Source organism: Streptomyces sp. NPDC012825, from assembly GCF_042900925.1.
Lineage (GTDB): Bacteria > Actinomycetota > Actinomycetes > Streptomycetales > Streptomycetaceae > Streptomyces.
This window is the reverse complement of record NZ_JBIBBZ010000005.1, coordinates 131,340-157,180: the sequence shown is the minus strand read 5'-3', so window position 1 is coordinate 157,180 and position 25,841 is coordinate 131,340. Positions and strand designations below refer to the sequence as shown.

General features: G+C 72.4%; 23 protein-coding genes. 20 read left to right on the top strand and 3 right to left on the bottom strand.

Going from position 1 to position 25,841, the window contains the following annotated elements; translation table 11 throughout:
- The first annotated feature begins 20 nt into the window (after nucleotides 1-20).
- The 3 genes from ACFY7E_RS14255 (at nucleotide 21) to thrS (ending at nucleotide 4,058) form a co-directional block, all read left to right on the top strand.
- A complete protein-coding gene (locus ACFY7E_RS14255; protein ID WP_062758507.1) occupies nucleotides 21-587 on the top strand; it encodes a DUF4365 domain-containing protein in 567 nt (188 codons plus the stop codon).
- A complete protein-coding gene (locus ACFY7E_RS14250) occupies nucleotides 587-1,936 on the top strand; it encodes a hypothetical protein (RefSeq protein WP_389484486.1) in 1,350 nt (449 codons plus the stop codon). The genes ACFY7E_RS14255 and ACFY7E_RS14250 overlap by 1 nt, the downstream gene beginning before the upstream one ends.
- A 145-nt stretch (nucleotides 1,937-2,081) precedes the next feature.
- Complete coding sequence (thrS, locus tag ACFY7E_RS14245; RefSeq protein WP_383440464.1) at nucleotides 2,082-4,058, top strand: threonine--tRNA ligase; 1,977 nt, start codon at nucleotides 2,082-2,084, stop codon at nucleotides 4,056-4,058.
- Nucleotides 4,059-4,081: 23 nt separating this feature from the next.
- Here the strand turns inward: thrS and ACFY7E_RS14240 are convergent, their stop codons facing one another.
- Nucleotides 4,082-4,777: a potassium channel family protein gene (locus ACFY7E_RS14240; protein WP_389484484.1), complete on the bottom strand. Its 696-nt coding sequence runs from the start codon at nucleotides 4,775-4,777 to the stop codon at nucleotides 4,082-4,084.
- 65 nt (nucleotides 4,778-4,842) lie between these two features.
- On the opposite strand from ACFY7E_RS14240, the gene ACFY7E_RS14235 reads away from it, so the two are divergent.
- Complete coding sequence (locus tag ACFY7E_RS14235) at nucleotides 4,843-5,406, top strand: HIT family protein (RefSeq protein WP_383440458.1); 564 nt, start codon at nucleotides 4,843-4,845, stop codon at nucleotides 5,404-5,406.
- A gap of 73 nt (nucleotides 5,407-5,479) precedes the next feature.
- Here the strand turns inward: ACFY7E_RS14235 and ACFY7E_RS14230 are convergent, their stop codons facing one another.
- Together ACFY7E_RS14230 and ACFY7E_RS14225 are read right to left on the bottom strand one after the other, a co-directional pair.
- Entirely contained in the window at nucleotides 5,480-7,138 is a 1,659-nt protein-coding gene (locus ACFY7E_RS14230) for a hypothetical protein (protein ID WP_389484482.1), read from the bottom strand.
- 187 nt (nucleotides 7,139-7,325) lie between these two features.
- A complete protein-coding gene (locus ACFY7E_RS14225; protein WP_389484479.1) occupies nucleotides 7,326-9,551 on the bottom strand; it encodes an elongation factor G-like protein EF-G2 in 2,226 nt (741 codons plus the stop codon).
- A 319-nt stretch (nucleotides 9,552-9,870) separates the two neighbouring features.
- Here ACFY7E_RS14225 and pgsA point away from each other — a divergent pair, with 319 nt between their 5' ends.
- From pgsA to ACFY7E_RS14145, 16 genes are all read left to right on the top strand, one after another.
- Nucleotides 9,871-10,533, top strand: a complete 663-nt coding sequence (gene pgsA, locus ACFY7E_RS14220) for a phosphatidylinositol phosphate synthase (protein WP_389484477.1) — start codon at nucleotides 9,871-9,873, stop codon at nucleotides 10,531-10,533.
- On the top strand, nucleotides 10,530-11,546 hold the full coding sequence (locus tag ACFY7E_RS14215; RefSeq protein ID WP_389484474.1) for a phosphatidylinositol mannoside acyltransferase: 1,017 nt from the start codon (nucleotides 10,530-10,532) through the stop codon (nucleotides 11,544-11,546). Before pgsA ends, ACFY7E_RS14215 begins: the two co-directional genes overlap by 4 nt.
- Nucleotides 11,543-12,697 carry a glycosyltransferase family 4 protein gene (locus tag ACFY7E_RS14210; RefSeq protein ID WP_389484471.1) on the top strand — a complete coding sequence of 385 codons (1,155 nt, stop codon included), beginning with the start codon at nucleotides 11,543-11,545 and terminating at the stop codon, nucleotides 12,695-12,697. Before ACFY7E_RS14215 ends, ACFY7E_RS14210 begins: the two co-directional genes overlap by 4 nt.
- A gap of 133 nt (nucleotides 12,698-12,830) precedes the next feature.
- The gene (locus ACFY7E_RS14205; protein ID WP_389484469.1) at nucleotides 12,831-13,472 is read left to right on the top strand and encodes an N-acyl homoserine lactonase family protein; all 642 of its coding nucleotides are present in this window, start codon (nucleotides 12,831-12,833) and stop codon (nucleotides 13,470-13,472) included.
- Between the two features lie 11 nt (nucleotides 13,473-13,483).
- Complete coding sequence (locus tag ACFY7E_RS14200) at nucleotides 13,484-14,026, top strand: hypothetical protein (protein WP_383440437.1); 543 nt, start codon at nucleotides 13,484-13,486, stop codon at nucleotides 14,024-14,026.
- 115 nt (nucleotides 14,027-14,141) lie between these two features.
- Complete coding sequence (pdxS, locus tag ACFY7E_RS14195) at nucleotides 14,142-15,056, top strand: pyridoxal 5'-phosphate synthase lyase subunit PdxS (RefSeq protein ID WP_383440435.1); 915 nt, start codon at nucleotides 14,142-14,144, stop codon at nucleotides 15,054-15,056.
- Between the two features lie 6 nt (nucleotides 15,057-15,062).
- Nucleotides 15,063-15,656 carry a pyridoxal 5'-phosphate synthase glutaminase subunit PdxT gene (gene pdxT, locus ACFY7E_RS14190; protein WP_383440432.1) on the top strand — a complete coding sequence of 198 codons (594 nt, stop codon included), beginning with the start codon at nucleotides 15,063-15,065 and terminating at the stop codon, nucleotides 15,654-15,656.
- Between the two features lie 62 nt (nucleotides 15,657-15,718).
- On the top strand, nucleotides 15,719-16,471 hold the full coding sequence (locus ACFY7E_RS14185; RefSeq protein WP_389484466.1) for a YebC/PmpR family DNA-binding transcriptional regulator: 753 nt from the start codon (nucleotides 15,719-15,721) through the stop codon (nucleotides 16,469-16,471).
- Between the two features lie 109 nt (nucleotides 16,472-16,580).
- Nucleotides 16,581-17,147, top strand: coding sequence for a crossover junction endodeoxyribonuclease RuvC (ruvC, locus tag ACFY7E_RS14180; protein ID WP_389484464.1), 567 nt, complete (start codon nucleotides 16,581-16,583; stop codon nucleotides 17,145-17,147).
- Entirely contained in the window at nucleotides 17,144-17,773 is a 630-nt protein-coding gene (gene ruvA, locus ACFY7E_RS14175; protein WP_383440426.1) for a Holliday junction branch migration protein RuvA, read from the top strand. The genes ruvC and ruvA overlap by 4 nt, the downstream gene beginning before the upstream one ends.
- Before the next feature lie 50 nt (nucleotides 17,774-17,823).
- The gene (gene ruvB / locus ACFY7E_RS14170; RefSeq protein WP_389484461.1) at nucleotides 17,824-18,924 is read left to right on the top strand and encodes a Holliday junction branch migration DNA helicase RuvB; all 1,101 of its coding nucleotides are present in this window, start codon (nucleotides 17,824-17,826) and stop codon (nucleotides 18,922-18,924) included.
- Nucleotides 18,925-19,089: 165 nt separating this feature from the next.
- On the top strand, nucleotides 19,090-19,560 hold the full coding sequence (yajC, locus tag ACFY7E_RS14165; protein ID WP_389484458.1) for a preprotein translocase subunit YajC: 471 nt from the start codon (nucleotides 19,090-19,092) through the stop codon (nucleotides 19,558-19,560).
- Nucleotides 19,561-19,702: 142 nt separating this feature from the next.
- The gene (gene secD, locus ACFY7E_RS14160; protein ID WP_389484456.1) at nucleotides 19,703-21,478 is read left to right on the top strand and encodes a protein translocase subunit SecD; all 1,776 of its coding nucleotides are present in this window, start codon (nucleotides 19,703-19,705) and stop codon (nucleotides 21,476-21,478) included.
- Nucleotide 21,479: 1 nt separating this feature from the next.
- Complete coding sequence (secF, locus tag ACFY7E_RS14155; RefSeq protein ID WP_389484453.1) at nucleotides 21,480-22,559, top strand: protein translocase subunit SecF; 1,080 nt, start codon at nucleotides 21,480-21,482, stop codon at nucleotides 22,557-22,559.
- Nucleotides 22,556-23,107 carry an adenine phosphoribosyltransferase gene (locus ACFY7E_RS14150; protein WP_389484450.1) on the top strand — a complete coding sequence of 184 codons (552 nt, stop codon included), beginning with the start codon at nucleotides 22,556-22,558 and terminating at the stop codon, nucleotides 23,105-23,107. The genes secF and ACFY7E_RS14150 overlap by 4 nt, the downstream gene beginning before the upstream one ends.
- A gap of 237 nt (nucleotides 23,108-23,344) precedes the next feature.
- On the top strand, nucleotides 23,345-25,816 hold the full coding sequence (locus ACFY7E_RS14145; RefSeq protein WP_389484448.1) for a RelA/SpoT family protein: 2,472 nt from the start codon (nucleotides 23,345-23,347) through the stop codon (nucleotides 25,814-25,816).
- The last annotated feature ends 25 nt before the right edge of the window (nucleotides 25,817-25,841 follow it).

Below are 25,841 nucleotides of genomic sequence, written 5' to 3'. Positions count from 1 at the left end.
GGACGGGGAAGGAAGAAGACATGGCGCTCGCCCAGCCCGAGTCGGGAGGGCTGCCGCCCCAGCGGGCGGCACCGACGCGCGGCTCACTCGCCACCACCGCCTGCATGGAGACCCTCCAGGTGGGATACCTGCACGCCGTCGCGGCCGCGGCGGGCTGCTCGCTGTCCCAGCCCTTTCCGGACAACGGCATCGACTGGCACGTGAGCCACAGCGCTCCCGGCCACACCGTCGACGACGAGGTGACCATCAAGGTGCAGCTCAAGTGCACCTACCAGATACCGCCGCGCCCGCAGGGGAGCACGTTCTCCTTCACCCTGGACAACGACCACCTGGTGAAGCTCGCCCGGACCCCCGTGTCCGTGCACAAGATCCTGGTCGTGATGCTCGTCCCGAGGTCGCGGGACGACTGGCTGAGGGCGGGTCACGACCGGCTCGACCTGCGGCACTGCTGCTACTGGACCAACCTGGCCGGACACCCGGTCACGGGACGGCGCCGGACGACCGTGCGCATTCCGACGACACGGATCTTCGACGACCGGGCGCTCTGCGAGATCATGACCCGGGTCGGGGTGGGAGGGAGACCTTGATGCACCGACCGATCGACGGCCCCGGACACGGGGGAGAGGGGTTCGACGGAGAGGGGGACGGCGCCGGGTACGGCTCCGTCCCCCCGCCCTGCCGGCCGCACCCGGCCCCCGGGGACCCCCCGGGGCCCCGGAGCGGCGCCCCCGCGCCCCGGCCCGGGATCCCCGGCCCGCCGCCCGCCGGGTCCTGGGACGGTGCCCACGACGCGCCCGATCCCGGCCGCGTCGATCCCCGGGTCCTCGGCGCCCTGCTCGCCCGCCACGGCTGGCGGCGGCGCGGCGGCGCGGCCGGCCGGTACAGCCGCTGGACCCCGCCCGGCACCGGCAGCGGCACGAGCCTCCTCGTCCCCGAGAGCCGCGCCTTCCCGGACTGCGAGGACCTGCTCGGCGAGGCCCTCGCCGCCCTCGCCCACAGCGCCACGCCCTCCGCCCGCGAGATCCTCACCGGCCTCGCCGTGCCCGGCGACGAGATCCGCTGGTGGCGCGACGTGCCCCCCGGCCCCGCCGGCACCGTCCCCTGGACCGCGCGGGAGCAGCTCGGCTCGGCCGCCCGCCAGCTCCTCCTGGCCGGCGCCCTCGCCGTGCGCGGCCGGGCCGGCTACTACGGCGCCCGGCACCGGCGCCCCGCCCGGGCCTCCCTGGAGGGCGTCCTCGTCGGCGCGTCCCCCGACGGGCGCGGCCTCACCGCCTTCCTGCCCGTCGAACCGGGCCGCCCGATCGCCGTCCGGCTCCACCACGCGCTCCACGCGACCCGCGAGGCCGTCGACTACCGGCGGGCCACCGGCGGTACGGAGGCCTTCGACGCCGCCGTCGGGGCGGGCGTCAGCCGCGAGCTCACCGAGGCCCTCGTCGCCCTCGTCCGGGGCACCGAGGGCGCCCGCGTCGCCCTGGAGTGGGCCCCGACCGCCGGACCGCCCGAAGGGTGCGCGGCCCGGCCCGAACCGGTCGAGTTCTCGCCCGGCGACCTGCCCGCCCTGCGCGAGGCGAGCGCCCGCTACCGGACCGGCGAGCCCTCCGTACCGGTCCGCCTCACCGGCGCCGTCGTCCGCATGCGCCGCTCCGGGCCCCGGGGCGCGGGCACCGTCCGGCTCCGCGTGCTCGGCGGGGCCGAGGTCCCGCACGTCCGCGTCACCCTCGACGAGGAGGCGTACCGCACCGCAGGCCACGCCCATCTCGTCGGACTGCCGATCCGGGTCTCCGGGCGGCTGGAGAGCCGGGGCGGCTTCCGCCGCCTCACCGACGCCTCCGAGGTCGTCCCCGTCCAGGTCGACGAGACGGAGCGGGACCGTCTGATGAAGGCGCTCCACGAGAACCTCGACTTCTTCGAGGAGGCCTGCGGGCCGGAGGACTGAGGCGGGGCGGGGCCGGGGCCGGAAACGCCGAGGACGGGCGTCCGGCCGAGCCCGTAGGATCGGCGGTGCGCGGCACCTCGTCTCTGTCGCGCACCGCCGGCGCCGGCACCTCGTGTCTGTCGGCGCCCCGATGTATGGAGCACCAGTGTCTGATGTCCGTGTGACCGTCCAGTCCGCCTCGGAAGCAGAGGAGAGGGCGGTGAGCGCGGGTACCACCGCCGGCGCCCTGTTCGCCGACGACCGTACGATCGTCGCCGCCCGCGTCGGCGGTGAGCTGAAGGACCTGTCGTACGAGCTCGCCGACGGCGACGTCGTCGAGGGCGTCGAGATCTCCTCCCCGGACGGTCTCGACATCCTGCGCCACTCGACCGCCCACGTCATGGCCCAGGCCGTGCAGGAGATCTTCCCCGAGGCCAAGCTGGGCATCGGCCCGCCGGTCCGGGACGGCTTCTACTACGACTTCGACGTCGACCGGCCCTTCACTCCCGAGGACCTCAAGGTCATCGAGAAGAAGATGCAGGAGATCCAGAAGCGGGGTCAGCGCTTCGCCCGCCGCGTGGTGACCGACGAGGCCGCCCGCGAGGAGCTCGCCGACGAGCCGTACAAGCTGGAGCTCATCGGCATCAAGGGCTCCGCGTCGACCGACGACGGCGCGAACGTCGAGGTGGGCGGCGGCGAGCTGACCATCTACGACAACCTCGACGCCAAGACCGGCGAGCTGTGCTGGAAGGACCTCTGTCGCGGTCCCCACCTGCCGACCACCCGGAACATCCCGGCGTTCAAGCTGATGCGGAACGCGGCCGCCTACTGGCGCGGCAGCGAGAAGAACCCGATGCTCCAGCGGATCTACGGCACCGCCTGGCCGTCGAAGGACGAGCTGAAGGCGCACCTCGACTTCCTCGCCGAGGCCGAGAAGCGCGACCACCGCAAGCTGGGCAACGAGCTCGACCTCTTCTCGATCCCGGACGAGATCGGCTCCGGCCTCGCGGTCTTCCACCCCAAGGGCGGCATCATCCGCCGGGTCATGGAGGACTACTCGCGCAAGAAGCACGAGGAGGCGAACTACGAGTTCGTCTACACCCCCCACGCGACCAAGGGGAAGCTCTTCGAGAAGTCGGGTCACCTCGACTGGTACGCCGAGGGCATGTACCCCCCCATGCAGCTCGACGAGGGCGTGGACTACTACCTCAAGCCCATGAACTGCCCGATGCACAACCTGATCTTCGACGCGCGCGGCCGCTCCTACCGTGAACTGCCGCTGCGCCTGTTCGAGTTCGGCACCGTGTACCGGTACGAGAAGTCCGGCGTCGTCCACGGTCTGACCCGGGCCCGCGGTTTCACCCAGGACGACGCGCACATCTACTGCACCCGCGAGCAGATGGCGGAGGAGCTGGACCGGACCCTCACCTTCGTCCTGGACCTGCTCCGCGACTACGGTCTGAACGACTTCTACCTGGAGCTGTCCACCAAGGACCCGGAGAAGTTCGTCGGCTCCGACGACGCGTGGGAGGAGGCCACCGCGGTCCTCCAGCAGGTCGCCGAGAAGCAGGGCCTCCCGCTGACCCCCGACCCGGGCGGCGCCGCGTTCTACGGACCGAAGATCTCGGTGCAGGCGCGGGACGCCATCGGCCGCACCTGGCAGATGTCGACCGTGCAGCTCGACTTCAACCTGCCGGAGCGCTTCGACCTGGAGTACACCGCCCCGGACGGCACCAAGCAGCGTCCGGTCATGATCCACCGCGCGCTGTTCGGCTCGATCGAGCGGTTCTTCGCCGTGCTCCTGGAGCACTACGCGGGCGCGATGCCGCCGTGGCTGGCGCCCGTGCAGGCGGCCGGCATCCCGATCGGCGACTCGCACGTCGAGTACCTCCAGGACTTCGCGGCCGAGGCGAAGAAGCTGGGGCTGCGGGTCGACGTGGACGCGTCCTCGGACCGGATGCAGAAGAAGATCAGGACCTGGCAGAAGCAGAAGGTTCCGTTCATGATCATCGTCGGTGACGACGACATGGCGGCCGGCACCGTCTCCTTCCGCTACCGCGACGGGTCGCAGGAGAACGGCATCCCGCGCGACGCGGCGCTGGCGAAGCTCGTCGACGTGGTGGAGAGCCGCGTTCAGGTGTGACGCGGTCCCCGCGCGAGCGGGGGTCAGGCCCCCGGGGAATCCCCCGGGGGCCTTTCCGCGTCCGTCCGCTTCTCGTCCTCCCGCGTGAACGTCTGGATCAGCCAGGACGAGAACGAACCCGTCACCGCCCCCAGCAGCGCCAGGCCACAGGCCATCAGGCCCACCGCCGTCACCCGGCCGACCGGGGTCACCGGGGACACGTCCCCGTATCCCACCGTCGCCAGCGTCGCGCAGGTCCACCACACCGAGTCGCCGAAGGTGACGATCGTCGCGCCGGGGGCGCCCACCTCGTGGTGGTAGACCGTGAGCGATCCCGCGAAGCCGAGCAGGGACACGCTGAGGCCCGAATAGACCATCACGCGCCCGTAGAGGCCGAGCCTCGGGCCGTGGCGGCGCTGGACCCGGTCGTACAGCTTCACCATCCGGAGCGGGCGCAGCAGGGGCAGGACCACGACCAGGGTGTCGAGGGGATGGGCGCGCAGGAAGCGGTGCGGGGCGAGGCCGCTCAGCCGGAGCCGCACCAGGTAGTCCACGACGAAGAAGGCCCAGGCGCCGAGGGTGACCGCGAGGCAGACGCCGTGCCAGACCTCCGGGAGGCGGCGGGCGAGGACGTGGACGGCGTAGGCGGCGAGGAAGGCGAGGGAGGCCACGGCGAGCGGGGTCTCCATGCGGCGGTCCCAGCGCTCCTGCCGGGACGGGGGCGGTGGCCTGTCGCTCATCGGACCAGCATGGACGGCGGAGGGATCCTTCGCCCCGGCGACACGTTCCGAACGGACGACGCAATATGCTGCACGACATGACGACTGAGCCGGAGCAGCAGATCGGAGTGGGGACGCAGGACGCGTTCCAGCGCCTGTGGACGCCTCACCGGATGGCGTACATCCAGGGCGAGAACAAGCCGACCGGGCCGGGTGCCGAGGACGGCTGTCCGTTCTGCTCGATTCCGTCGAAGTCGGACGAGGACGGCCTGGTGATCGCGCGCGGCGAGAGCGTGTACGCGGTCCTCAACCTGTACCCGTACAACGGCGGCCACCTCATGGTCGTCCCCTACCGGCACGTCGCCGACTACACGGACCTGGACGCGGCGGAGACTGCGGAGCTGGCCGACTTCACGAAGCGGGCGATGGTGGCGCTGCGGGCGGCCTCCGGCGCGCACGGCTTCAACATCGGCATGAACCAGGGCGCGGTGGCGGGCGCCGGCATCGCCGCGCACCTGCACCAGCACGTGGTGCCGCGCTGGGGCGGGGACACCAACTTCATGCCGGTCGTCGGACACACGAAGGTGCTGCCGCAGCTCCTCGCGGACACCCGCGCGATGCTGGCCGACGCCTGGCCGGCCGGGGTCTGATCCGTACGCGCGCGAGGACCCGGCCCCCGATTCCGTACGGGGCCGGGTCCTCGCGTCCGGTACGGGCGGCCGGTCAGGCGTCGTAGACGTCGGCCTTGCGGGGGCTCGCCTCCTGGACGCCGCCGCCGAGGACGAGCGAGCGGTTGGTGAAGCGCTCCGTGTCGACGTTGTGCTCGTCGAGGACCTTGATGGTGGCCTTGTGGACCGCGCGCAGCACCGGGGTCGCCATGCGGATGGCGTCGTCGGCCATGAAGCGGTTCTTCCAGAGCGGCCCGGCCCAGACGTGGCGCAGGCCGAAGGGCTCCGGCAGGACGAGCTTGCCGCCGAGGAACTCCAGGACCGGCGGGAACCAGGTGAACGGGGCGCGGACGGCCGTCCGGACGACGTCGTCGGTGGTGGTCAGCGGCAGCTTGACCTCGCGGGTCTCCCAGAAGCGGACGGACTTGGAGACGACCTTGGTCTTCGCCGCCGGCTTGTCGTTGAAGAGGCCGTGGACGGGGCCGAGGGCGTGGCCGGTGACCTCGACGCGGAGCGTGTGGTGGAGCGAGGTCACGGTGACCATCATGGTGAGGACGAGGTTCCCGTCCCACAGGGTGAACTGCACGCCCAGGTAGTGGCGGTTGCCCGCGCCGAACTGCTGCTCGTTGCAGATGCGCTGTATCTCGTGGGGCTTCACCTGGTAGTGGACGATGTTGTCGCCCCCGGGGCGGGTGACGGAGTCGGCGCCCTCGCCCACCGGGACGACGATCCAGTGCTTCACCGTCGGCTTGGGGAAGCCGCTCTTGAGCGAGCCGCGCTCCAGGAGGGTGAGCTGCTCGTGGATCTTGCGGACGACGTCCCAGGTGCGGAAGTCGTGGATCTCCTTGCCGGGCAGGGGGACGAGCTCCTCGGCGAGGGTCCAGCTGCCCCAGCGGGTGCCCAGGCCGAGGATGCCCTTGGGGCCGGCGTAGAACACGATGTTGGACTGCTGCTCGGCGGAGAGCTTCTCCAGGTTCTGGCGGAGCTCCTCGGCGGCCTTCTCGCCGGGGTCGCGGGGGGCCGCCTCGGGGATCTTGGCGCCGATGCCGCCGCCGCCGAGCAGGGCGCTCCAGCGCTCGCGCAGCTCGACGGCGGTCCTCTCGACGACGCGGCGGGCGAGGAACCAGCCGACGACCGGGGCCACCAGCATGAGGCGCAGATAGGTCGGCAGGACCCCGGCGAAGGGCAGCTTGAACATCACGAGCAGGGCGAGGAACCCGGCGGCGACGAGCACCGCGGTGCCCAGGAAGCCGGTGCTCCTGTTGTCGGAGCCGGCGGCGAACCGGCGGAGCTGGATCACGGCGAGCCAGAGCAGCAGACCGGGCAGGAAGAGGACCCCGCAGAGGACCGTGATCAGGGTCAGCTTCACGTCCCGCTGCTTGCGGATGCGGTTGGCGGCCAGGCAGTGGACCACCACGGGCTGGGGCTCCACGCCGAAGGACTGGACGAGGGCGCCGCGGGCTCCGCCGAGCATCCGCACCTGGACGGCGCGGGAGAAGGCCTCGCCGAGGTCGGGGCGGAAGAGCTTGTGCCACTTGCCCGGGGTGACCTTCGACTTGTACAGCTCGTTGTCGGCGTCCAGGATCTTGTCGACGGGGCCGTCGCGGTACGCGGCGGAGGCCAGGGCGTGGGTCGCCGCCGTCTGCCCGTCCGAGCCCTGGAGGGGGACCTGCGCCCCGAGTCCGAAACCGTCCATCGCCACTGCCGCCCCCATCGCGCCGAGTCCCTGTGCGGGCTGTTTCCCAACTGCGGTGCCCCGCACACCTTCTGAGCTGGGCACCCCAGCGTAACCGGGTACCCCCCGACGCGTCACCGGAGTGCGGGGGGACGGCCGAATGCCGCCCGCCCCGCGGCGGCGGAACGGGCGGCCGCGGCTGTCGGGCCGTCAATCGGGAGCGGTTTCAGGCACGTTGCCGTACCTTCTCCGCCAGGTGGGGCGGCATCGGCTCGTGCCGGGCGTACGCGCGGTCGAACCGTCCGGTGCCGTGCGACACGGACCTCAGGTCGACCGCGTACCGCACGATCTCGGTCTCCGGCACCTCGGCGCGCACGAGGGTCCGCCCCGGACCCGCCCGGTCGGTGCCGACGACGCGGCCGCGCCGCCCGGACAGGTCGCTCATGACCGGGCCGACGTACTCGTCGGGGACGAGGACCCCGATTTCGTCCACCGGCTCCAGGAGGCGGACGGGGGCGTCGGCGGCCGCCTCGCGCAGCGCGAGGGCGCCGGCCGTCTGGAAGGCGGCGTCGGAGGAGTCGACGGAGTGGGCCTTGCCGTCGCGCAGGGTGACCCGGACGTCGACGAGCGGATGGCCGGTGGCGATCCCGCGCGCGGCCTGGGCGCGCACGCCCTTCTCCACGGAGGCGACGAAGGGGCGCGGGACCGCGCCGCCGACCACCTTGTCGACGAACTCGACGCCGCTGCCCGGCGGCAGCGGCTCCACGTCGATCTCGCAGACGGCGTACTGGCCGTGGCCGCCGGACTGCTTGACGTGCCGCCCCCGGCCCGAGGAGGCGCCGCCGAAGGTCTCGCGCAGCGCCACCTCGTACGGCACGGCGTCGACCCGTACGCCGTGGCGCTCGCGCAGGCGCTCCAGGGCGACGTCCTGGTGGGCCTCGCCCAGGCACCACAGGACCGTCTGCCGGGTGTCCGGGTTCTGTTCGAGCCGCAGGGCCGGGTCCTCGGCGACCAGCCGGGCGAGGCCCTGGGAGAGCCGGTCCTCGTCGGCCTTGCCGTGGGCCCGGACGGCGAGCGGCAGCAGCGGCTCCGGCAGGGTCCACGGCTCCATCAGGAGCGGGTCGTCCTCGGCGGAGACGGTGTCGCCGGTCTCCGCGTGCCCGAGGCGGGCGACGCAGGCGAGGTCCCCGGCGACGCAGTGCTCCACGGGGCGCTGCTGCCTGCCGAAGGGGGAGGTGAGCCCGCCGATCCGGTCGTCGGCCTCGTGGAGGTCCTGCTCGCCGGTGTCCGCGCGCGTCTCCGTCCCCGGCGCGTCCGTGAGTCCGTGGCCGCAGACGTGGACGGTCTCGTCGGGGCGCAGGGTGCCGGAGAAGACCCGGACCAGGGAGATCCGGCCCACGTAGGGGTCGGCGGCGGTCTTGACGACCTCGGCGACCAGGGGCCCCTCGGGGTCGCAGACGACCGGGGGCCGGGGCCGTCCGTCGGGGGTGGTGACGGCGCGCGGCCCGTGCTCCAGGGGGGAGGGGAAGCCGCGGACGATCAGCTCCAGGAGTTCGACGGTGCCGAGGCCCCGGGTGCCGCCCTCGGCGGCGGGGGCGGCCACGAGGACCGGGTGGAAGGCGCCCCGGGCGACGGCCTTCTCCAGGTCGACGAGGAGGGTCTCCGGGGGGATCGGTTCGCCGCCGAGGTAGCGGTCCATGAGGGTCTCGTCCTCGCTCTCGGCGATGATCCCCTCGATGAGCCGGGCCCGGGCCTCCGCGACGGGTTCCCGCCGGCTCCCGTCGGGCGGCTCCTCCCGCCGTTCCCCCGTGGAGTAGTCGAGGAGCCGTCCGGTGAGCAGATCGATCAGGCCGGTCGCGGGCGCGTGCCCGTCGGCGCCCTCGGGGCCGTGCACCGGCAGGTGGAGGGGGAGGACGGCGTCCGGGTCGTCGTGGCCGAAGAGCCCGGCGCACACCCCGGTCAGCTCCGTGAAGCCGGTGCGGGCGGTGTCGAGGTGGGTGACGACGATGGCGCGGGGCATGCCGACGGCGGCGCACTCCTCCCAGAGCGCGCGCGTGGAGGCGGCGACGGCGTCGGCCTCCTGGGCGGCCGAGACGACGAAGAGGGCCGCGTCCGCCGCGAGCAGACCGGCCCTCAGCTCCCCGACGAAGTCGGCGTACCCGGGCGTGTCGATCAGATTGATCTTGTGGCCGTCCCAGCCGACCGGGACGAGCGAGAGCTGTACGGAGCGGTGGCGGCGCCGCTCGATCTCGTCGTAGTCCGAGACCGTGCCGCCGTCCTCGACGCGTCCGGCCCGGTTGAGCGCGCCCGCGGTCTGCGCGAGGGCCTCGACGAGCGTCGTCTTGCCCGATCCGCTGTGGCCGACCAGCACCACGTTCCGTACGTCCGAGGGCCGGTCGGCCGTCGGAGCCCTGCCGGCGGCCCCGGCGGGTGTCTTCGCCCTGTCACCCATGACGTGTTCCTCCCGACTGCTCGCACGGTGCGGCGGGACGCGGGCGCGGGGGAGCGGTGTGTCGCGGCGGTGCGGCGTCCGCGGTGCCCGCGGTGCCTCGTGGTGGTCCTTCGAGCTTGGCACCGACACCGGGGCGCGTCCATCCGTCCGGGGCGCGGCGGGCGGCGGCCGTCCGGTGACCGGGGTCCGCCGGACAGGTCCTCGGGGGGACGCCGACGCGGCGGGGCGGGTACCCGCCGGTAGCCGGGGGCGCGCGTGGCTACGATGGGCGGGCCGGTGGTCGTAGGGGCCGCGCGGCCCACCGAACCTCGGGAAGGCCATGCTGAACAAGTACGCGCGTGCCTTTTTCACGCGTGTCCTCACACCGTTCGCCGCGTTTCTGCTCCGCAGGGGCGTCAGCCCCGACGCGGTCACGCTCATCGGCACGGCGGGGGTGATGGCCGGTGCGCTGGTCTTCTTCCCCCGCGGCGAGTTCTTCTGGGGCACGATCGTCATCACCCTGTTCGTCTTCTCCGACCTCGTCGACGGCAACATGGCCCGGCAGGCGGGGATCTCCAGCCGCTGGGGCGCCTTCCTCGACTCGACGCTCGACCGGGTCGCGGACGGCGCGATCTTCGGCGGCTTCGCGCTCTGGTACGCGGGCAAGGGCGACAACGACGTGATGTGCGCCGTGTCGATCTTCTGCCTGGCGAGCGGCCAGGTCGTCTCGTACACCAAGGCCCGCGGCGAGTCGATCGGCCTGCCCGTCGCCGTCAACGGCCTGGTCGAGCGCGCCGAGCGGCTCGTCATCTCGCTCGTCGCCGCCGGACTGGCCGGACTGCACGCCTTCGGCGTCCCCGGCATCCAGGTGCTGCTGCCGATCGCGCTGTGGATCGTGGCCGTCGGCAGCGCCGTCACCCTGGGACAGCGGGTGGTCACCGTACGGCGGGAGTCGGCCGAGGCGGACGCCGCCGCGGCCGGGGGAAGCGGGGCGGCGTCGTGAGCGACCTCAAGGACCGGCTGAGCGACGGCCTGTACGGGCTCGGCTGGGCGACCGTGAAGAAGCTTCCCGAGCCGGTGGCCGCGGGCCTCGGCCGACGGATCGCCGACCTCGCGTGGAAGCGGCGCGGCACGAGCGTCCTGCGTCTGGAGTCCAACCTCGCGCGCGTGGTGCCGGATGCCACGCCCGAGCGGCTCGCCGAGCTGTCGAGGGCCGGCATGCGCTCGTACATGCGGTACTGGATGGAGTCCTTCCGGCTGCCGAACTGGAGCAGGGAGCGAGTCGAGCGCGGGGTGGAGATCAAGGACATCCACCGCCTCCAGGAAGGCCTCGCCTCCGGACGCGGGGTCGTCCTCGCCCTGCCGCACCTGGCCAACTGGGACCTGGCGGGCGCGTGGGCGACTCGCTCGCTCGGCGTGCCCTTCACCACGGTCGCGGAGCGGCTCAAGCCGGAGTCGCTGTACGACCGGTTCGTCGCCTACCGCGAATCCCTGGGCATGGAGGTCGTGCCGCACGCCGGCGGTGCCGCCTTCGGCACGCTGGCGCGGCGGCTGCGGGCCGGCGGTCTCGTCTGCCTGGTCGCGGACCGGGACCTGTCCGCCTCCGGCACGGAGGTCACCTTCTTCGGGGAGCCCGCCCGGATGCCGGCGGGCCCGGCGATGCTCGCCCAGCACACGGGCGCCCTGCTGCTGCCGGTGACGCTCTGGTACGACGACACACCGGTCATGAAGGGCCGGGTCCACCCACCGGTGGACGTGCCCGGGACGGGCACACGGTCCGAGAAGACGGCCCTCATGACCCAGGCCCTCGCCGACGCCTTCGCCGAGGGCATCGCGGACCACCCGGAGGACTGGCACATGCTGCAGCGGCTGTGGCTCGCGGATCTGGAGGAGCGGGACCCGGCGGGACGGGACTCCGACGCGGTCTCGGAGGACCGGGGAGCGGAGGACCGGGGAGCGGCGGGGCGGGGCCCCGGCGAGCGGGCTCCGGGGCGGAGAGAGGGCGGGGCGGCGTGAGGATCGGGATCGTCTGCCCGTACTCCTGGGACGTGCCGGGCGGCGTCCAGTTCCACATCCGCGACCTCGCCGAGCACCTGATCCGGCTCGGCCACGAGGTCTCCGTCCTGGCCCCGGCCGACGACGAGACCCCGCTGCCGTCGTACGTGGTCTCGGCCGGGCGGGCCGTCCCCGTGCCGTACAACGGCTCGGTGGCCCGGCTCAACTTCGGCTTCCTGTCGGCCGCGCGGGTGCGCCGCTGGCTGCACGACAACGCCTTCGACGTGGTCCACATCCACGAACCGACCTCGCCCTCGCTCGGGCTGCTGACCTGCTGGGCGGCGCAGGGGCCGATCGTGGCCACCTTCCACACCTCGAACCCGCGCTCGCGGGCGATGATCGCCGCGTACCCGATCCTCCAGCCCGCCCTGGAGAAGATCAGCGCGCGGATCGCCGTCAGCGAGTACGCGCGGCGCACGCTCGTCGAGCACCTCGGCGGCGACGCCGTCGTCATCCCCAACGGCGTCGACGTGGACTTCTTCGCCCGCGCCGAGCCGAAGAAGGAGTGGCAGGGCGAGACCCTCGGCTTCATCGGCCGGATCGACGAGCCCCGCAAGGGCCTGCCCGTCCTCATGAAGGCCCTGCCCCGCGTCCTCACCGAGCGGCCCGGGGCGCGGCTCCTGGTCGCCGGACGCGGTGACGAGGAGGAGGCGGTGGCCTCGCTGCCGCGCGAGATGCGCTCCCGGGTGGAGTTCCTCGGCATGGTCAGCGACGAGGACAAGGCGCGGCTGCTGCGCAGCGTCGACGTGTACGTGGCGCCCAACACCGGCGGCGAGAGCTTCGGCATCATCCTCGTCGAGGCGATGTCGGCCGGCGCGCCCGTGCTCGCCGCCGACCTGGACGCCTTCGCGCAGGTCCTCGACCAGGGCGGCGCGGGCGAGCTCTTCGCCAACGAGGACGCCGACGCCCTCGCGGACGCGGCGATCCGCCTCCTGGGCGACGAGGAGCGCCGCAAGGAGCTGAGCACCCGCGGCTCGGCCCACGTCCGCCGCTTCGACTGGTCCACCGTCGGCGCGGACGTCCTCGCGGTCTACGAGACCGTCACGGACGGTGCGGCGGCCGTGGACACGGACGAACGGGTGGGCGGCCTGCGGGCCCGGTTGGGGTTGTAGCGGCCAGAGCCGCCCATGTCCGTCCGTACGGCGGAGACGGGAGCCGGAGCCGTACGCCTCCGGCTGAAACCGAGGCCGTACGCCTCCGGCTGAACACCACCGCCCGCCGGGTCCCGCGTCGCAGGCTGGGGCGATGACCTCGATCACCGTGCACCGGCTCGACCTCGGGCACTTCACCCGCCCCACCGAGGAGTGGGGCGGCCCCCACGCGCGCGTGGAGCCCGTCTTCGGGTACCTCGTGCGGCACGCGCGCGGGACGCTCCTCCTCGACACCGGCATGGGCACCGGCTCGCCCGAGACCGACGCCCACTACCGGCCGGTCCGCAGGCCGCTCACCGTCGGCCCCGCCGACGTGGACACCGTGGTCAACTGCCACCTGCACTTCGACCACATCGGCGGCAACCAGCGCTTTCCCGGCACCCCCGTCCTCGTCCAGCGCACCGAACTCGCCCTCGCCCGGGCCGGCGGGCACACCGTCGACTCGCTCCTGCCCGGCGTCCGGTACGAGGAGCTGGACGGCGAGCACGAGATCGCGCCCGGCGTCCTCGTCGTGCCCACGCCCGGCCACACCGAGGGGCACCAGTCGCTCCTCCTCGACCACGGCGACCGCGTGACCGTCCTCGCGGGCCAGGCGTACGACGTCGCGGGCGAGTTCGGGACCCCGTACCGCCCGTGGCTCGACCGGCTCGCCGAACTGGCGGCGGGCCGCCCGGCCCGTGTCCTGTTCGCCCACGACCACGCCCTCTGGAAAGGCGTGCTGCCACCGCCCCGGTAGCCTGTGCGCCCGTGACCGAAACCCTGATCTGGACCGTCGTCGCGCTGATCGTCATCGGCGTCTACCTGAGCTGGACCGCCGGGCGGCTCGACCGGCTGCACTCGCGCATCGACGCCGCGCGCGCGGCCCTGGACGCGCAGTTGCTGCGCCGGGCCTCGGTCACCCAGGAGCTGGCCACCTCCGGGGTCCTCGACCCGGCCGCCTCGATCGTCCTGTACGAGGCCGCGCACGCCGCCCGGCAGGCCGAGGAGGACCAGCGGGAGGTCGCCGAGAGCGAGCTCAGCCAGGCGCTGCGGGCCGTCTTCGGCGAGCCCGAGCAGATGGAGCTCGTACGGGAGGCCCCCGGCGGCGAGGAGGCCGCGGGGGAGCTCGCGCAGTCCGTGCGCCGGGTGCCGATGGCCCGCCGCTTCCACAACGACGCCGTACGGGCCGCCCGCGCCCTGCGCCGCCACCGCACGGTCCGCTGGCTCCGGCTCGCGGGCCACGCACCCTTCCCGCTGGCCTTCGAAATGGACGACGAACCGCCGGTGGCCCTTGCCGATCGCCCGGCTTGATCCTTTCGACCTGCGAAAACGAGCCACCGGGTCCACATTGGCCCTTGCCGTGGCCCACCGGTGGCCTGTTTCCTCGTTTCTGTCGTCAACCCCCGTTGTCACCAGTGAGGTATCCGTGTCCACCACGCCTTCCACCCCCTCCTCGTCCCCCGAGACCGGCACCGCGCGCGTGAAGCGCGGCATGGCCGAGCAGCTCAAGGGCGGCGTGATCATGGACGTGGTCAACGCCGAGCAGGCGAAGATCGCCGAGGACGCCGGCGCCGTGGCCGTCATGGCCCTGGAGCGGGTCCCCGCGGACATCCGCAAGGACGGCGGCGTGGCCCGCATGTCCGACCCGAACATGATCGAGGAGATCATCGGCGCGGTCTCCATCCCGGTGATGGCCAAGTCCCGCATCGGCCACTTCGTCGAGGCCCAGGTCCTGCAGTCCCTCGGCGTCGACTACATCGACGAGTCCGAGGTCCTCACCCCGGCCGACGAGGTCAACCACTCCGACAAGTGGGCCTTCACCACCCCCTTCGTCTGTGGCGCCACCAACCTGGGCGAGGCCCTGCGCCGCATCGCCGAGGGCGCGGCCATGATCCGCTCCAAGGGCGAGGCCGGCACCGGCAACGTCGTCGAGGCCGTCCGCCACCTGCGCCAGATCAAGAACGAGATCGCCAGGCTGCGCGGCTTCGACAACAACGAGCTGTTCGCCGCCGCCAAGGACCTGCGCGCCCCGTACGAGCTCGTCAAGGAGGTCGCCGAGCTCGGCAAGCTGCCGGTCGTCCTCTTCTCCGCCGGTGGCGTCGCCACCCCCGCCGACGCCGCGCTCATGCGCCAGCTCGGCGCCGAGGGCGTCTTCGTCGGCTCCGGCATCTTCAAGTCGGGCGACCCGGCCAAGCGCGCCGCCGCCATCGTGAAGGCCACCACCTTCTACGACGACCCGAAGATCATCGCGGACGCCTCCCGCAACCTGGGCGAGGCCATGGTCGGCATCAACTGCGACACCCTCCCCGAGGCCGAGCGCTACGCCAACCGGGGCTGGTAAGCACCGATGAGCAGCACTCCCGTCATTGGTGTCCTGGCCCTCCAGGGCGACGTACGGGAGCACCTGATCGCCCTGGCCGCGGCGGACGCCGTGGCCAGGCCGGTGAGGCGCCCCGAGGAGCTCGCCGAGGTCGACGGCCTGGTCCTTCCCGGTGGTGAGTCCACCACCATCTCCAAGCTGGCCGCGCTCTTCGGCCTCATGGAGCCGCTGCGCGAGCGCATCGCCGCCGGCCTGCCGGTCTACGGCACCTGCGCCGGCCTGATCATGCTCGCCGACAAGATCCTCGACCCGCGCTCGGGCCAGGAGACCTTCGGCGGCATCGACATGATCGTCCGCCGCAACGCCTTCGGCCGGCAGAACGAGTCCTTCGAGGCCGGCGTCACCGTCGCGGGCGTCGAGGACGGCCCCGTCGAGGGCGTCTTCATCCGGGCCCCCTGGGTGGAGTCGGTCGGCGCGGACGTCGAGGTCCTCGCCGAGCACGAGGGGCACGTCGTCGCCGTACGGCAGGGGCGGGCGCTCGCGACCTCGTTCCACCCCGAACTCACCGGCGACCACCGCGTCCACGCCCTGTTCGTCGACATGGTGCGCGCGGCGGGCTGATCCGATCCCGGTAGGATCTCTGGGGTTCGTTCGGAAAAGGGTTACGCGAAGGAGACAGGCAGATGTCCGGCCACTCTAAATGGGCTACGACGAAGCACAAGAAGGCCGTGATCGACGCCAAGCGCGGCAAGCTCTTCGCGAAGCTGATCAAGAACATCGAGGTCGCGGCCCGCACGGGCGGCGCCGACCCCGAGGGCAACCCGACCCTCTTCGACGCCATCCAGAAGGCGAAGAAGAGCTCGGTCCCCAACAAGAACATCGACTCCGCGGTCAAGCGCGGCGGTGGTCTCGAGGCCGGCGGCGTCGACTACGCCACGATCATGTACGAGGGCTACGGCCCGAACGGCGTCGCGGTGCTCATCGAGTGCCTCACCGACAACCGCAACCGCGCCGCCTCCGACGTGCGCGTGGCCATGACCCGCAACGGCGGCTCCATGGCCGACCCGGGCTCCGTCTCGTACCTGTTCAACCGCAAGGGCGTCGTCGTGCTCCCCAAGGGCGAGCTGACCGAGGACGACATCCTGGGCGCGGTCCTCGACGCGGGCGCCGAGGAGGTCAACGACCTCGGCGAGTCCTTCGAGGTCGTCAGCGAGGCCACCGACCTGGTCGCGGTCCGCACCGCGCTCCAGGAGGCCGGCATCGACTACGACTCCGCCGACTCCAGCTTCGTCCCGACCATGCAGGTCGAGCTGGACGAGGAGGGCGCGCGCAAGATGTTCAAGCTGATCGACGCGCTGGAGGACAGCGACGACGTGCAGAACGTCTTCGCCAACTTCGACGTCAGCGACGAGGTCATGGCGAAGGTCGACGCCTGATCACCTGCTTTTCGCGGCGGGCCGACGGGGACACGCTCCCGTCGGCCCGCCGCGTTGTCGGTGGCAGCCGATAGCCTGCTCAAACAGGAGATCGAAGAGAGGGGGCGACGTGCGCGTACTCGGAGTGGACCCCGGGCTCACCCGGTGCGGCGTCGGCGTCGTCGAGGGCGTCGCCGGACGGCCCCTGACCATGCTCGGCGTCGGCGTGGTGCGGACGCCCGCGGACGCCGACATCGGCATGCGCCTGGTCGGCATCGAGCGGGGCATAGAGGAGTGGATCGACCGCTTCTCGCCCGAACTCGTCGCCGTGGAGCGGGTGTTCAGCCAGCACAACGTGCGTACGGTGATGGGCACCGCCCAGGCCAGCGCGGTCGCCATGCTCTGTGCCTCCCGCCGCGGCATCCCCGTCGCCCTGCACACCCCCAGCGAGGTCAAGGCCGCCGTCACCGGCAGCGGCCGCGCCGACAAGGCCCAGGTCGGGACCATGGTGACCCGGCTGCTCCGGCTCGCCGAACCGCCCAAGCCGGCCGACGCCGCCGACGCCCTCGCCCTCGCCATCTGCCACATCTGGCGGGCCCCCGCGCAGAACCGCCTCCAGCAGGCCGCGGCCGCCCAGAACCGCCTCCAGGAAGCGGCCGCCCGACACGCGTCCGCAGTGAAAGGCCGAACCCGATGATCGCCTTCGTCAGCGGCCAGGTCGCCGCCCTCGCCCCCACCACGGCCGTCATCCAGGTCGGCGGCGTGGGCATGGCCCTCCAGTGCACCCCGGCGACCGTCGCCGGACTGCGGATCGGCGAGGACGCCCGGCTCGCCACCTCCCTCGTCGTCCGCGAGGACTCCCTCACCCTGTACGGCTTCGCCGACGACGACGAGCGGCAGGTCTTCGAGCTCCTCCAGACCGCCAGCGGCGTCGGCCCCCGCCTCGCCCAGGCCATGCTCGGCGTGCACAGCCCCGACGCCCTGCGCCTCGCCGTCTCCACCGGCGACGAGAAGGCCCTCACGGCCGTCCCCGGCATCGGGAAGAAGGGCGCGCAGAAGCTCCTGCTCGAACTGAAGGACAAGCTCGGCACCCCCCTCGGCAGCAGCGGCCTCGTCGGCGCCCAGCGCGTCGCCTCCGGCCCCGCCCCGTGGACCGAGCAGCTCGCCGCCGCCCTCATCGGCCTCGGCTACGCGAGCCGCGAGGCCGAGGAGGCCGTCGGCGCCGTCACCCCGCAGGCCGAGGCCGCCCTCGCCGAGACCGGCACCGCCCCCGTGCCGCAGCTGCTCCGCGCCGCCCTCCAGACCCTCAACCGCGCCCGCTGACCACCCCCGACCCCGCCCGGCCGGGCCGTACGAACGAGAAGGCATCCACCGTGAACTGGGACGACGACACCACCGCCGAGGCACACGACGCCGAGGCGCGCATCGTCGACGCCGCCGCCGAGGGCGACGACCAGGCCGTCGAGGCGGCCCTGCGCCCCAAGGACCTCAGCGAGTTCGTCGGCCAGGAGAAGGTCCGCCAGCAGCTCGACCTGGTCCTCAAGGCCGCCCGGCAGCGCGGTGCCACCGCCGACCACGTCCTGCTCTCCGGCGCCCCCGGCCTCGGCAAGACCACCCTCTCGATGATCATCGCGGCCGAGATGAACGCCCCGATCCGCATCACCTCGGGCCCCGCCATCCAGCACGCCGGGGACCTCGCCGCGATCCTCTCCTCCCTCCAGGAGGGAGAGATCCTCTTCCTCGACGAGATCCACCGCATGTCCCGGCCCGCCGAGGAGATGCTCTACATGGCGATGGAGGACTTCCGCGTCGACGTCATCGTCGGCAAGGGCCCCGGCGCCACCGCCATCCCCCTCGAACTGCCCCCCTTCACCCTCGTCGGCGCCACCACCCGGGCCGGACTCCTGCCGCCCCCGCTGCGCGACCGCTTCGGCTTCACCGCCCACATGGAGTTCTACGACCCGTCCGAACTCCAGCGCGTCATCCACCGCTCCGCCGGACTCCTCGACGTCACCATCGACCCGGCCGGCGCCGCCGAGATCGCGGGACGCTCCCGCGGCACCCCCCGCATCGCCAACCGCCTGCTGCGCCGGGTCCGCGACTACGCCCAGGTCAGGGCGGACGGGACGATCACCCGGGAGATCTCCGAGGCCGCCCTCAGCGTGTACGAGGTCGACAGCCGCGGCCTCGACCGGCTCGACCGCGCCGTCCTGGAGGCCCTCCTCAAGCTCTTCGGCGGCGGACCGGTCGGCCTGTCCACCCTCGCGGTCGCGGTGGGGGAGGAGCGCGAGACCGTCGAGGAGGTCGCCGAACCCTTCCTCGTACGCGAGGGCCTGCTGGCCCGTACGCCCCGCGGTCGCGTCGCCACTCCGGCCGCCTGGACGCACCTCGGCCTCGTTCCGCCGCAGGCAGCGGGCCCGGGCGGCACGGGGAGCGGCACGGGAACGGGACAACAGGGGCTCTTCGGGGCGTGACGGTGCGGACACTCGCCCGGACCGGAACCGGGGTGCGATGCTGGACGTTGTTCCAGCGATGCGGACTCGCCTAGACTCCGCCGATGCCGCCCTTTCCGGTCGGCGCGCCCACCCCCGAAGATCAGGCCGCGGGCTCTCCGCGACCGTGCGAAGGAAACCCGTCCCGTGAGCATCGTGACCCTCCTCCCCTTCATCGTCCTCATCGGGGCCATGTTCCTGATGACCCGCTCCGCCAAGAAGAAGCAGCAGCAGGCGGCGCGGATGCGTGATGAGATGCAGCCCGGTACCGGCGTACGCACGATCGGGGGGATGTACGCCACCGTCAAGGAGATCTCCGACGAGACCGTTCTCCTCGAGGTCGCCCCGGGCGTGCACGCCGTCTACGCCAAGAACGCGATCGGCGCGGTCCTCGAGGACTCCGAGTACAACCGGATCGTCCACGGCGACGACGACAGCGAGGGGTCCTCGGACTCCGGCACCGTCGTCCCGGACGACGCCTCCTCGCTGACCGGCGCCACCGACGTCACGGCCGAGGACGCGCCCAAGGCCGACCTGACGAAGAAGTCGGACGCGGCCGAGGCCGCGACCGAGGGGGAGAAGGACGGCAAGACCGACGGCGAGACCGACGCGAAGTAATCGCGACCGGGGACCGCGCGCACGCCCACCGGCGTACGCGCGCCCCCGAACGGTTCCACGTCTGCGGGGGATGGTCCCCACACATACTTCGTGGCCGTCGCGCACACCCGTCGCGCGGCGGTTGGACAGGGAGATACGACAGGTGGCAGCACCGAAGAAGGGCCGAAGGCCGGCGGGGGGACAGAGCCGGCCGGGCCGCGCCCTGGCACTCATCCTGATCGCCATGGTCGCACTCACCGGCGGCATGTTCTGGTCGGGGCACACCACCCCGCGCCTCGGCATCGACCTCGCCGGCGGTACGTCGATCACGCTCAAGGCCAAGGCGGATCCCGGCCAGGAGTCGGCGGTCAACGAGACCAACATGAACACGGCGGTCGACATCATCGAGCGCCGTGTCAACGGTCTGGGTGTCTCCGAGGCCGAGGTCCAGACCCAGGGCCGCGAGAACATCATCGTCAACATCCCCCGCGGGACGAACGAGAAGCAGGCCCGGGAGCAGGTCGGCACCACCGCCCAGCTCTACTTCCGGCCCGTCCTCACGGTGACGAACGGCGCGCCCCAGGTGGCCCCGAGCGCCACTCCCTCGGGCTCGGCCTCGCCGAAGCCGTCGGCCACCGCCTCCGCCCCGACCGCGGGCGAGAAGTCGTCGGCCACCCCGTCGGCCACCGCCTCCACCCGGGGCCGCGCGCTCACCGAGGCCCTCAGGGCCCCGAGCCCGACGCCCACCGGCAGCGCCTCGCCCTCGTCCTCCGCGACGCCGAAGGCCACCGGGACCCCGCAGGCGACCCCCACGCCCGACCCCGCCACCGCGGCGCTCGAGCAGAAGTTCGCCGCCCTGAACTGCCTCGACCCCAAGCAGCGCACCGCCGCCGGCCAGGGCGTCAAGGCGGACCAGCCCACCGTGGCCTGCGGTGAGGACGCCCCGGGGCAGTGGTCCAAGTACATCCTCGGCCCGGCCGAGGTGGACGGCCGCGACGTCGACGACGCCAAGGGCGTCTTCGACCAGCAGCGCGGCATGTGGATCGTCACCATGGACTTCACGGACGGGGGATCGAAGAAGTTCCAGTCGATCACCGGCAAGCTGTCGCAGCAGGCCGACCCCCAGAACCGGTTCGCGATCGTCCTCGACGGTGAGGTCGTCTCGGCCCCCTCGGTGCGCCAGACGCTGAGCGCCAGCGCCGAGATCTCCGGCAACTTCAACCAGGAGTCCGCCCAGGACCTCGGCAACATCCTGTCCTACGGCGCCCTGCCGCTCTCCTTCCAGACCCAGAGCGTCGACACCGTCACCGCCGCGCTCGGCGGCGACCAGCTGGAAGCCGGCCTGATCGCCGGCGCCATCGGCCTCGCCCTGGTGATCATCTACCTGGTCGCCTACTACCGCGGCCTGTCGCTGATCGCCATCCTCAGCCTCGGCGTCTCCGCGCTCCTCACCTACGTGATCATGGCCCTGCTCGGCCCGGCCATCGGCTTCGCGCTGAACCTGCCGGCCGTCTGCGGCGCCATCGTCGCCATCGGCATCACCGCGGACTCGTTCATCGTCTACTTCGAGCGCATCCGCGACGAACTCCGCGAGGGCCGCACGCTCCGCCCGGCCGTCGAGCGCGCCTGGCCGCGCGCCCGCCGCACCATCCTGGTCTCCGACTTCGTGTCGTTCCTGGCCGCGGCCGTGCTCTTCATCGTCACCGTCGGCAAGGTCCAGGGCTTCGCGTTCACGCTCGGCCTGACCACCCTGCTCGACATCGTCGTGGTGTTCCTCTTCACCAAGCCGGTCATGACGCTGCTCGCGCGGACCACGTTCTTCGGCAACGGTCACCCGTGGTCCGGTCTGGACCCGAAGCGCCTCGGCGCCAAGCCGCCGCTGCGCCGCACCCGCCGCACCACCGCCCCCGCCGGCCCTGTCGACCCGAAGGAGGCGTGAGATGTCGAAGCTCGGAGATCTCGGCGCCCGACTCCACCGCGGTGAGGTCGGCTACGACTTCATCGGCAACCGCAAGATCTGGTACGGCCTGTCCGTCCTGATCACCATCACCGCCATCGTCGCCCTGGCCGTCCGCGGCCTCAACATGGGCATCGAGTTCCAGGGCGGCGCCGTCTTCACCACCCCGAAGACGGACGTCTCCGTCAGCCAGGCCCAGGAGTACGCGGAGGAGGCCTCCGGCCACGACGCGATCGTCCAGCAGCTCGGCAACGGCTCGCTGCGCATCCAGGTCGGCGGCCTCGACACCGCGCAGTCCGACCAGGTCCGCTCGGAGCTCGCCGAGGACCTGAACGTCACCGAGGACAAGATCGCCGCCGAGCTGGTCGGCCCCAGCTGGGGCGAGCAGATCGCCAACAAGGCCTGGACCGGCCTCGGGGTCTTCATGATCCTCGTGGTGATCTACCTGGCCATCGCCTTCGAGTGGAGAATGGCGGTCGCGGCGCTCATCGCCCTCATCCACGACCTCACCATCACCGTGGGCATCTACTCCCTGGTCGGCTTCGAGGTCACCGTCGGCACGGTCATCGGCCTCCTGACGATCCTCGGCTACTCGCTGTACGACACGGTGGTCGTCTTCGACTCGCTCAAGGAGCAGACGAAGGACATCACGAAGCAGACCCGCTTCACCTACAGCGAGATGGCCAACCGCTCGATCAACGGCACCCTGGTCCGCTCGATCAACACCACCGTCGTGGCGCTCCTGCCGGTCGCCGGTCTGCTCTTCATCGGCGGCGGCGTCCTCGGCGCCGGCATGCTCAACGACATCTCGCTGTCGCTGTTCGTGGGCCTCGCGGCCGGCGCGTACTCGTCGATCTTCATCGCCACCCCGCTGGTCGCCGACCTCAAGGAGCGCGAGCCGTCGATCAGGGCCCTCCGGAAGCGCATCCTGGCCAAGCGCGCCGGTGCCGCCGCCAAGGGCGAGTCCCCGGACGGCCCGGACGCGTTCGACGGCGGCGCCGAGGCCGCCGTCGTCGGCCCCCGCGCCGGCCGCCGGGGCCGTGCCCAGGAGCACCGAGGATGACCGCCGGGGCCCAGGACGTCACCGGACTCCTGCTCAGCCGCATCCGCGACGTGCCGGACTACCCGAAGCCGGGCGTGCTGTTCAAGGACATCACGCCGCTGCTCGCGGACCCGGAGGCGTTCGGGGCCCTCACCGGCGTCCTCGCCGGGCTGTGCTCCGCGCACGGCGCGACGAAGGTCGTCGGCCTGGAGGCCCGCGGCTTCATCCTGGCCGCCCCGGTCGCCGTCCACGCGGGCCTGGGCTTCGTCCCGGTCCGCAAGGCCGGCAAGCTCCCCGGGGCCACGCTCCGCCAGGCGTACGAGCTGGAGTACGGCACCGCCGAGATCGAGGTGCACGCCGAGGACCTGGCGGCGGACGACCGCGTCATGGTCATCGACGACGTCCTCGCCACCGGCGGCACGGCCGAGGCCTCCATCGAGCTCGTCCGCCGCGCGGGCGCCGAGGTCGCGGGCGTCGCCGTCCTCATGGAACTGGGCTTCCTGCCGGGCCGTGCCCGTCTGGAACAGGCCCTCGAGGGCGCTCCGCTCACGGCGCTGATCACCGTCTGACACCGGGCTCCGGCCCGTACGGGGCGCTCCGGGGAATCCCTGGGGCGCCCCCGTCGTTTTCCGGAGTGCCCCGGTCCGGTCGTCCGGGGGCGTGGACCGTCCGTGGCCGGATCCGTTCACTCCCCGGGCGCGTGAGCAGTGCGGGTCCGGGGTCGATACCATGGCCGTTCCGGGCCTGACCGGGGAACCCGGAACCTCCCCCGGAGTCCGTCCGGGGAGACCCCCAGAGGAGCGCTCTTGCCAGACGAGGCCCAGCCACTCTCCGCCGCGCAGCCCGACCCGAAGGCCGAGAAGGCCGCGCCGGGGACCGGCACGCCCCAGAACGAGTCCGCGGAGACCGCGCCCGCCGCACCGGCCCCGGCGCCCGCGCCCGCCTCGTCCGCGCGTCCCGCGCCGACCGCGCCCGCCCGCTCGGGCGGCTCGTCCAACCGCGTCCGCGCCCGCCTCGCCCGCCTCGGCGTGCAGCGCTCCTCCCCGTACAACCCGGTCCTCGAACCGCTGCTCCGGATCGTCCGCTCCAACGACCCCAAGATCGAGACGGCCACGCTCCGCCAGATCGAGCGTGCCTACCAGGTCGCCGAGCGCTGGCACCGCGGCCAGAAGCGCAAGAGCGGCGACCCGTACATCACGCACCCGCTCGCCGTCACCACCATCCTCGCCGAGCTCGGCATGGACCCGGCGACCCTGATGGCCGGGCTCCTGCACGACACCGTCGAGGACACCGAGTACGGCCTCGACACCCTGCGCCGGGACTTCGGCGACCAGGTCGCCCTCCTCGTCGACGGCGTCACCAAGCTCGACAAGGTCAAGTTCGGCGAGGCCGCCCAGGCCGAGACCGTCCGCAAGATGGTCGTCGCCATGGCCAAGGACCCGCGCGTCCTGGTCATCAAGCTCGCGGACCGCCTGCACAACATGCGCACCATGCGCTACCTCAAGCGGGAGAAGCAGGAGAAGAAGGCCCGCGAGACCCTGGAGATCTACGCCCCGCTGGCCCACCGGCTGGGCATGAACACCATCAAGTGGGAGCTGGAGGACCTCGCCTTCGCGATCCTCTACCCCAAGATGTACGACGAGATCGTCCGGCTCGTCGCCGAGCGCGCCCCCAAGCGGGACGAGTACCTCGCCGTCGTCACCGACGAGGTCCAGGCCGACCTGCGCGCCGCCCGCATCAAGGCCACCGTCACCGGCCGCCCCAAGCACTACTACAGCGTCTACCAGAAGATGATCGTCCGCGGCCGTGACTTCGCGGAGATCTACGACCTGGTCGGCATCCGCGTCCTCGTGGACACCGTCCGCGACTGCTACGCGGCCCTCGGCACCGTCCACGCGCGATGGAACCCGGTCCCCGGCCGGTTCAAGGACTACATCGCGATGCCTAAGTTCAACATGTACCAGTCGCTGCACACGACGGTCATCGGACCCAACGGCAAGCCCGTCGAGCTCCAGATCCGCACCTTCGACATGCACCGGCGCGCCGAGTACGGCATCGCCGCGCACTGGAAGTACAAGCAGGAGGCCGTCGCCGGCGCCTCCAAGGTGCGCACCGACGTGCCGAGGAGGACCGGCAAGGACGACCACCTCAACGACATGGCGTGGCTGCGCCAGCTCCTCGACTGGCAGAAGGAGACCGAGGACCCCGGCGAGTTCCTGGAGTCCCTGCGCTTCGACCTCTCCCGCAACGAGGTCTTCGTCTTCACGCCCAAGGGCGACGTCATCGCCCTGCCCGCCGGCGCCACCCCCGTCGACTTCTCCTACGCGGTCCACACCGAGGTCGGCCACCGCACGATAGGGGCCCGGGTCAACGGGCGGCTCGTCCCGCTCGAATCGACCCTCGACAACGGCGACCTGGTCGAGGTCTTCACCTCCAAGGCCGCCGGCGCCGGCCCCTCGCGCGACTGGCTCGGCTTCGTCAAGTCCCCGCGCGCCCGCAACAAGATCCGCGCATGGTTCTCCAAGGAGCGCCGGGACGAGGCCATCGAGCAGGGCAAGGACGCCATCGCGCGGGCCATGCGCAAGCAGAACCTGCCGATCCAGCGGATCCTCACCGGCGACTCCCTCGTCACCCTCGCCCACGAGATGCGCTACAGCGACATCTCCTCGCTGTACGCGGCGATCGGCGAGGGCCACGTCACCGCCCAGTCCATCGTGCAGAAGCTGGTCCAGGCACTCGGCGGCGAGGAGGCCGCCTCCGAGGACATCGACGAGTCCGCGCCGCCGGCCCGAGGCCGCTCCAAGCGGCGCTCCAACGCCGACCCCGGTGTCGTCGTCAAGGGCGTCGAGGACGTCTGGGTCAAGCTGGCCCGCTGCTGCACCCCCGTCCCCGGCGACCCGATCATCGGCTTCGTCACCCGGGGCAGCGGCGTCTCGGTCCACCGCAGCGACTGCGTCAACGTGGAGTCGCTGTCCCGGGAGCCGGAGCGGATCCTGGACGTCGAGTGGGCCCCGACCCAGTCCTCGGTCTTCCTCGTCGCCATCCAGGTCGAGGCACTGGACCGCTCCCGGCTCCTCTCCGACGTCACCCGGGTCCTCTCGGACCAGCACGTCAACATCCTCTCGGCGGCCGTCCAGACCTCCCGCGACCGGGTGGCCACCTCCCGCTTCACCTTCGAGATGGGCGACCCGAAGCACCTGGGCCACGTCCTGAAGGCCGTGCGGGGCGTGGAGGGCGTCTACGACGTGTACCGCGTGACATCGGCCCGCCGGCCGTAACGACGGCGTACGAAGAGGGCGGCCC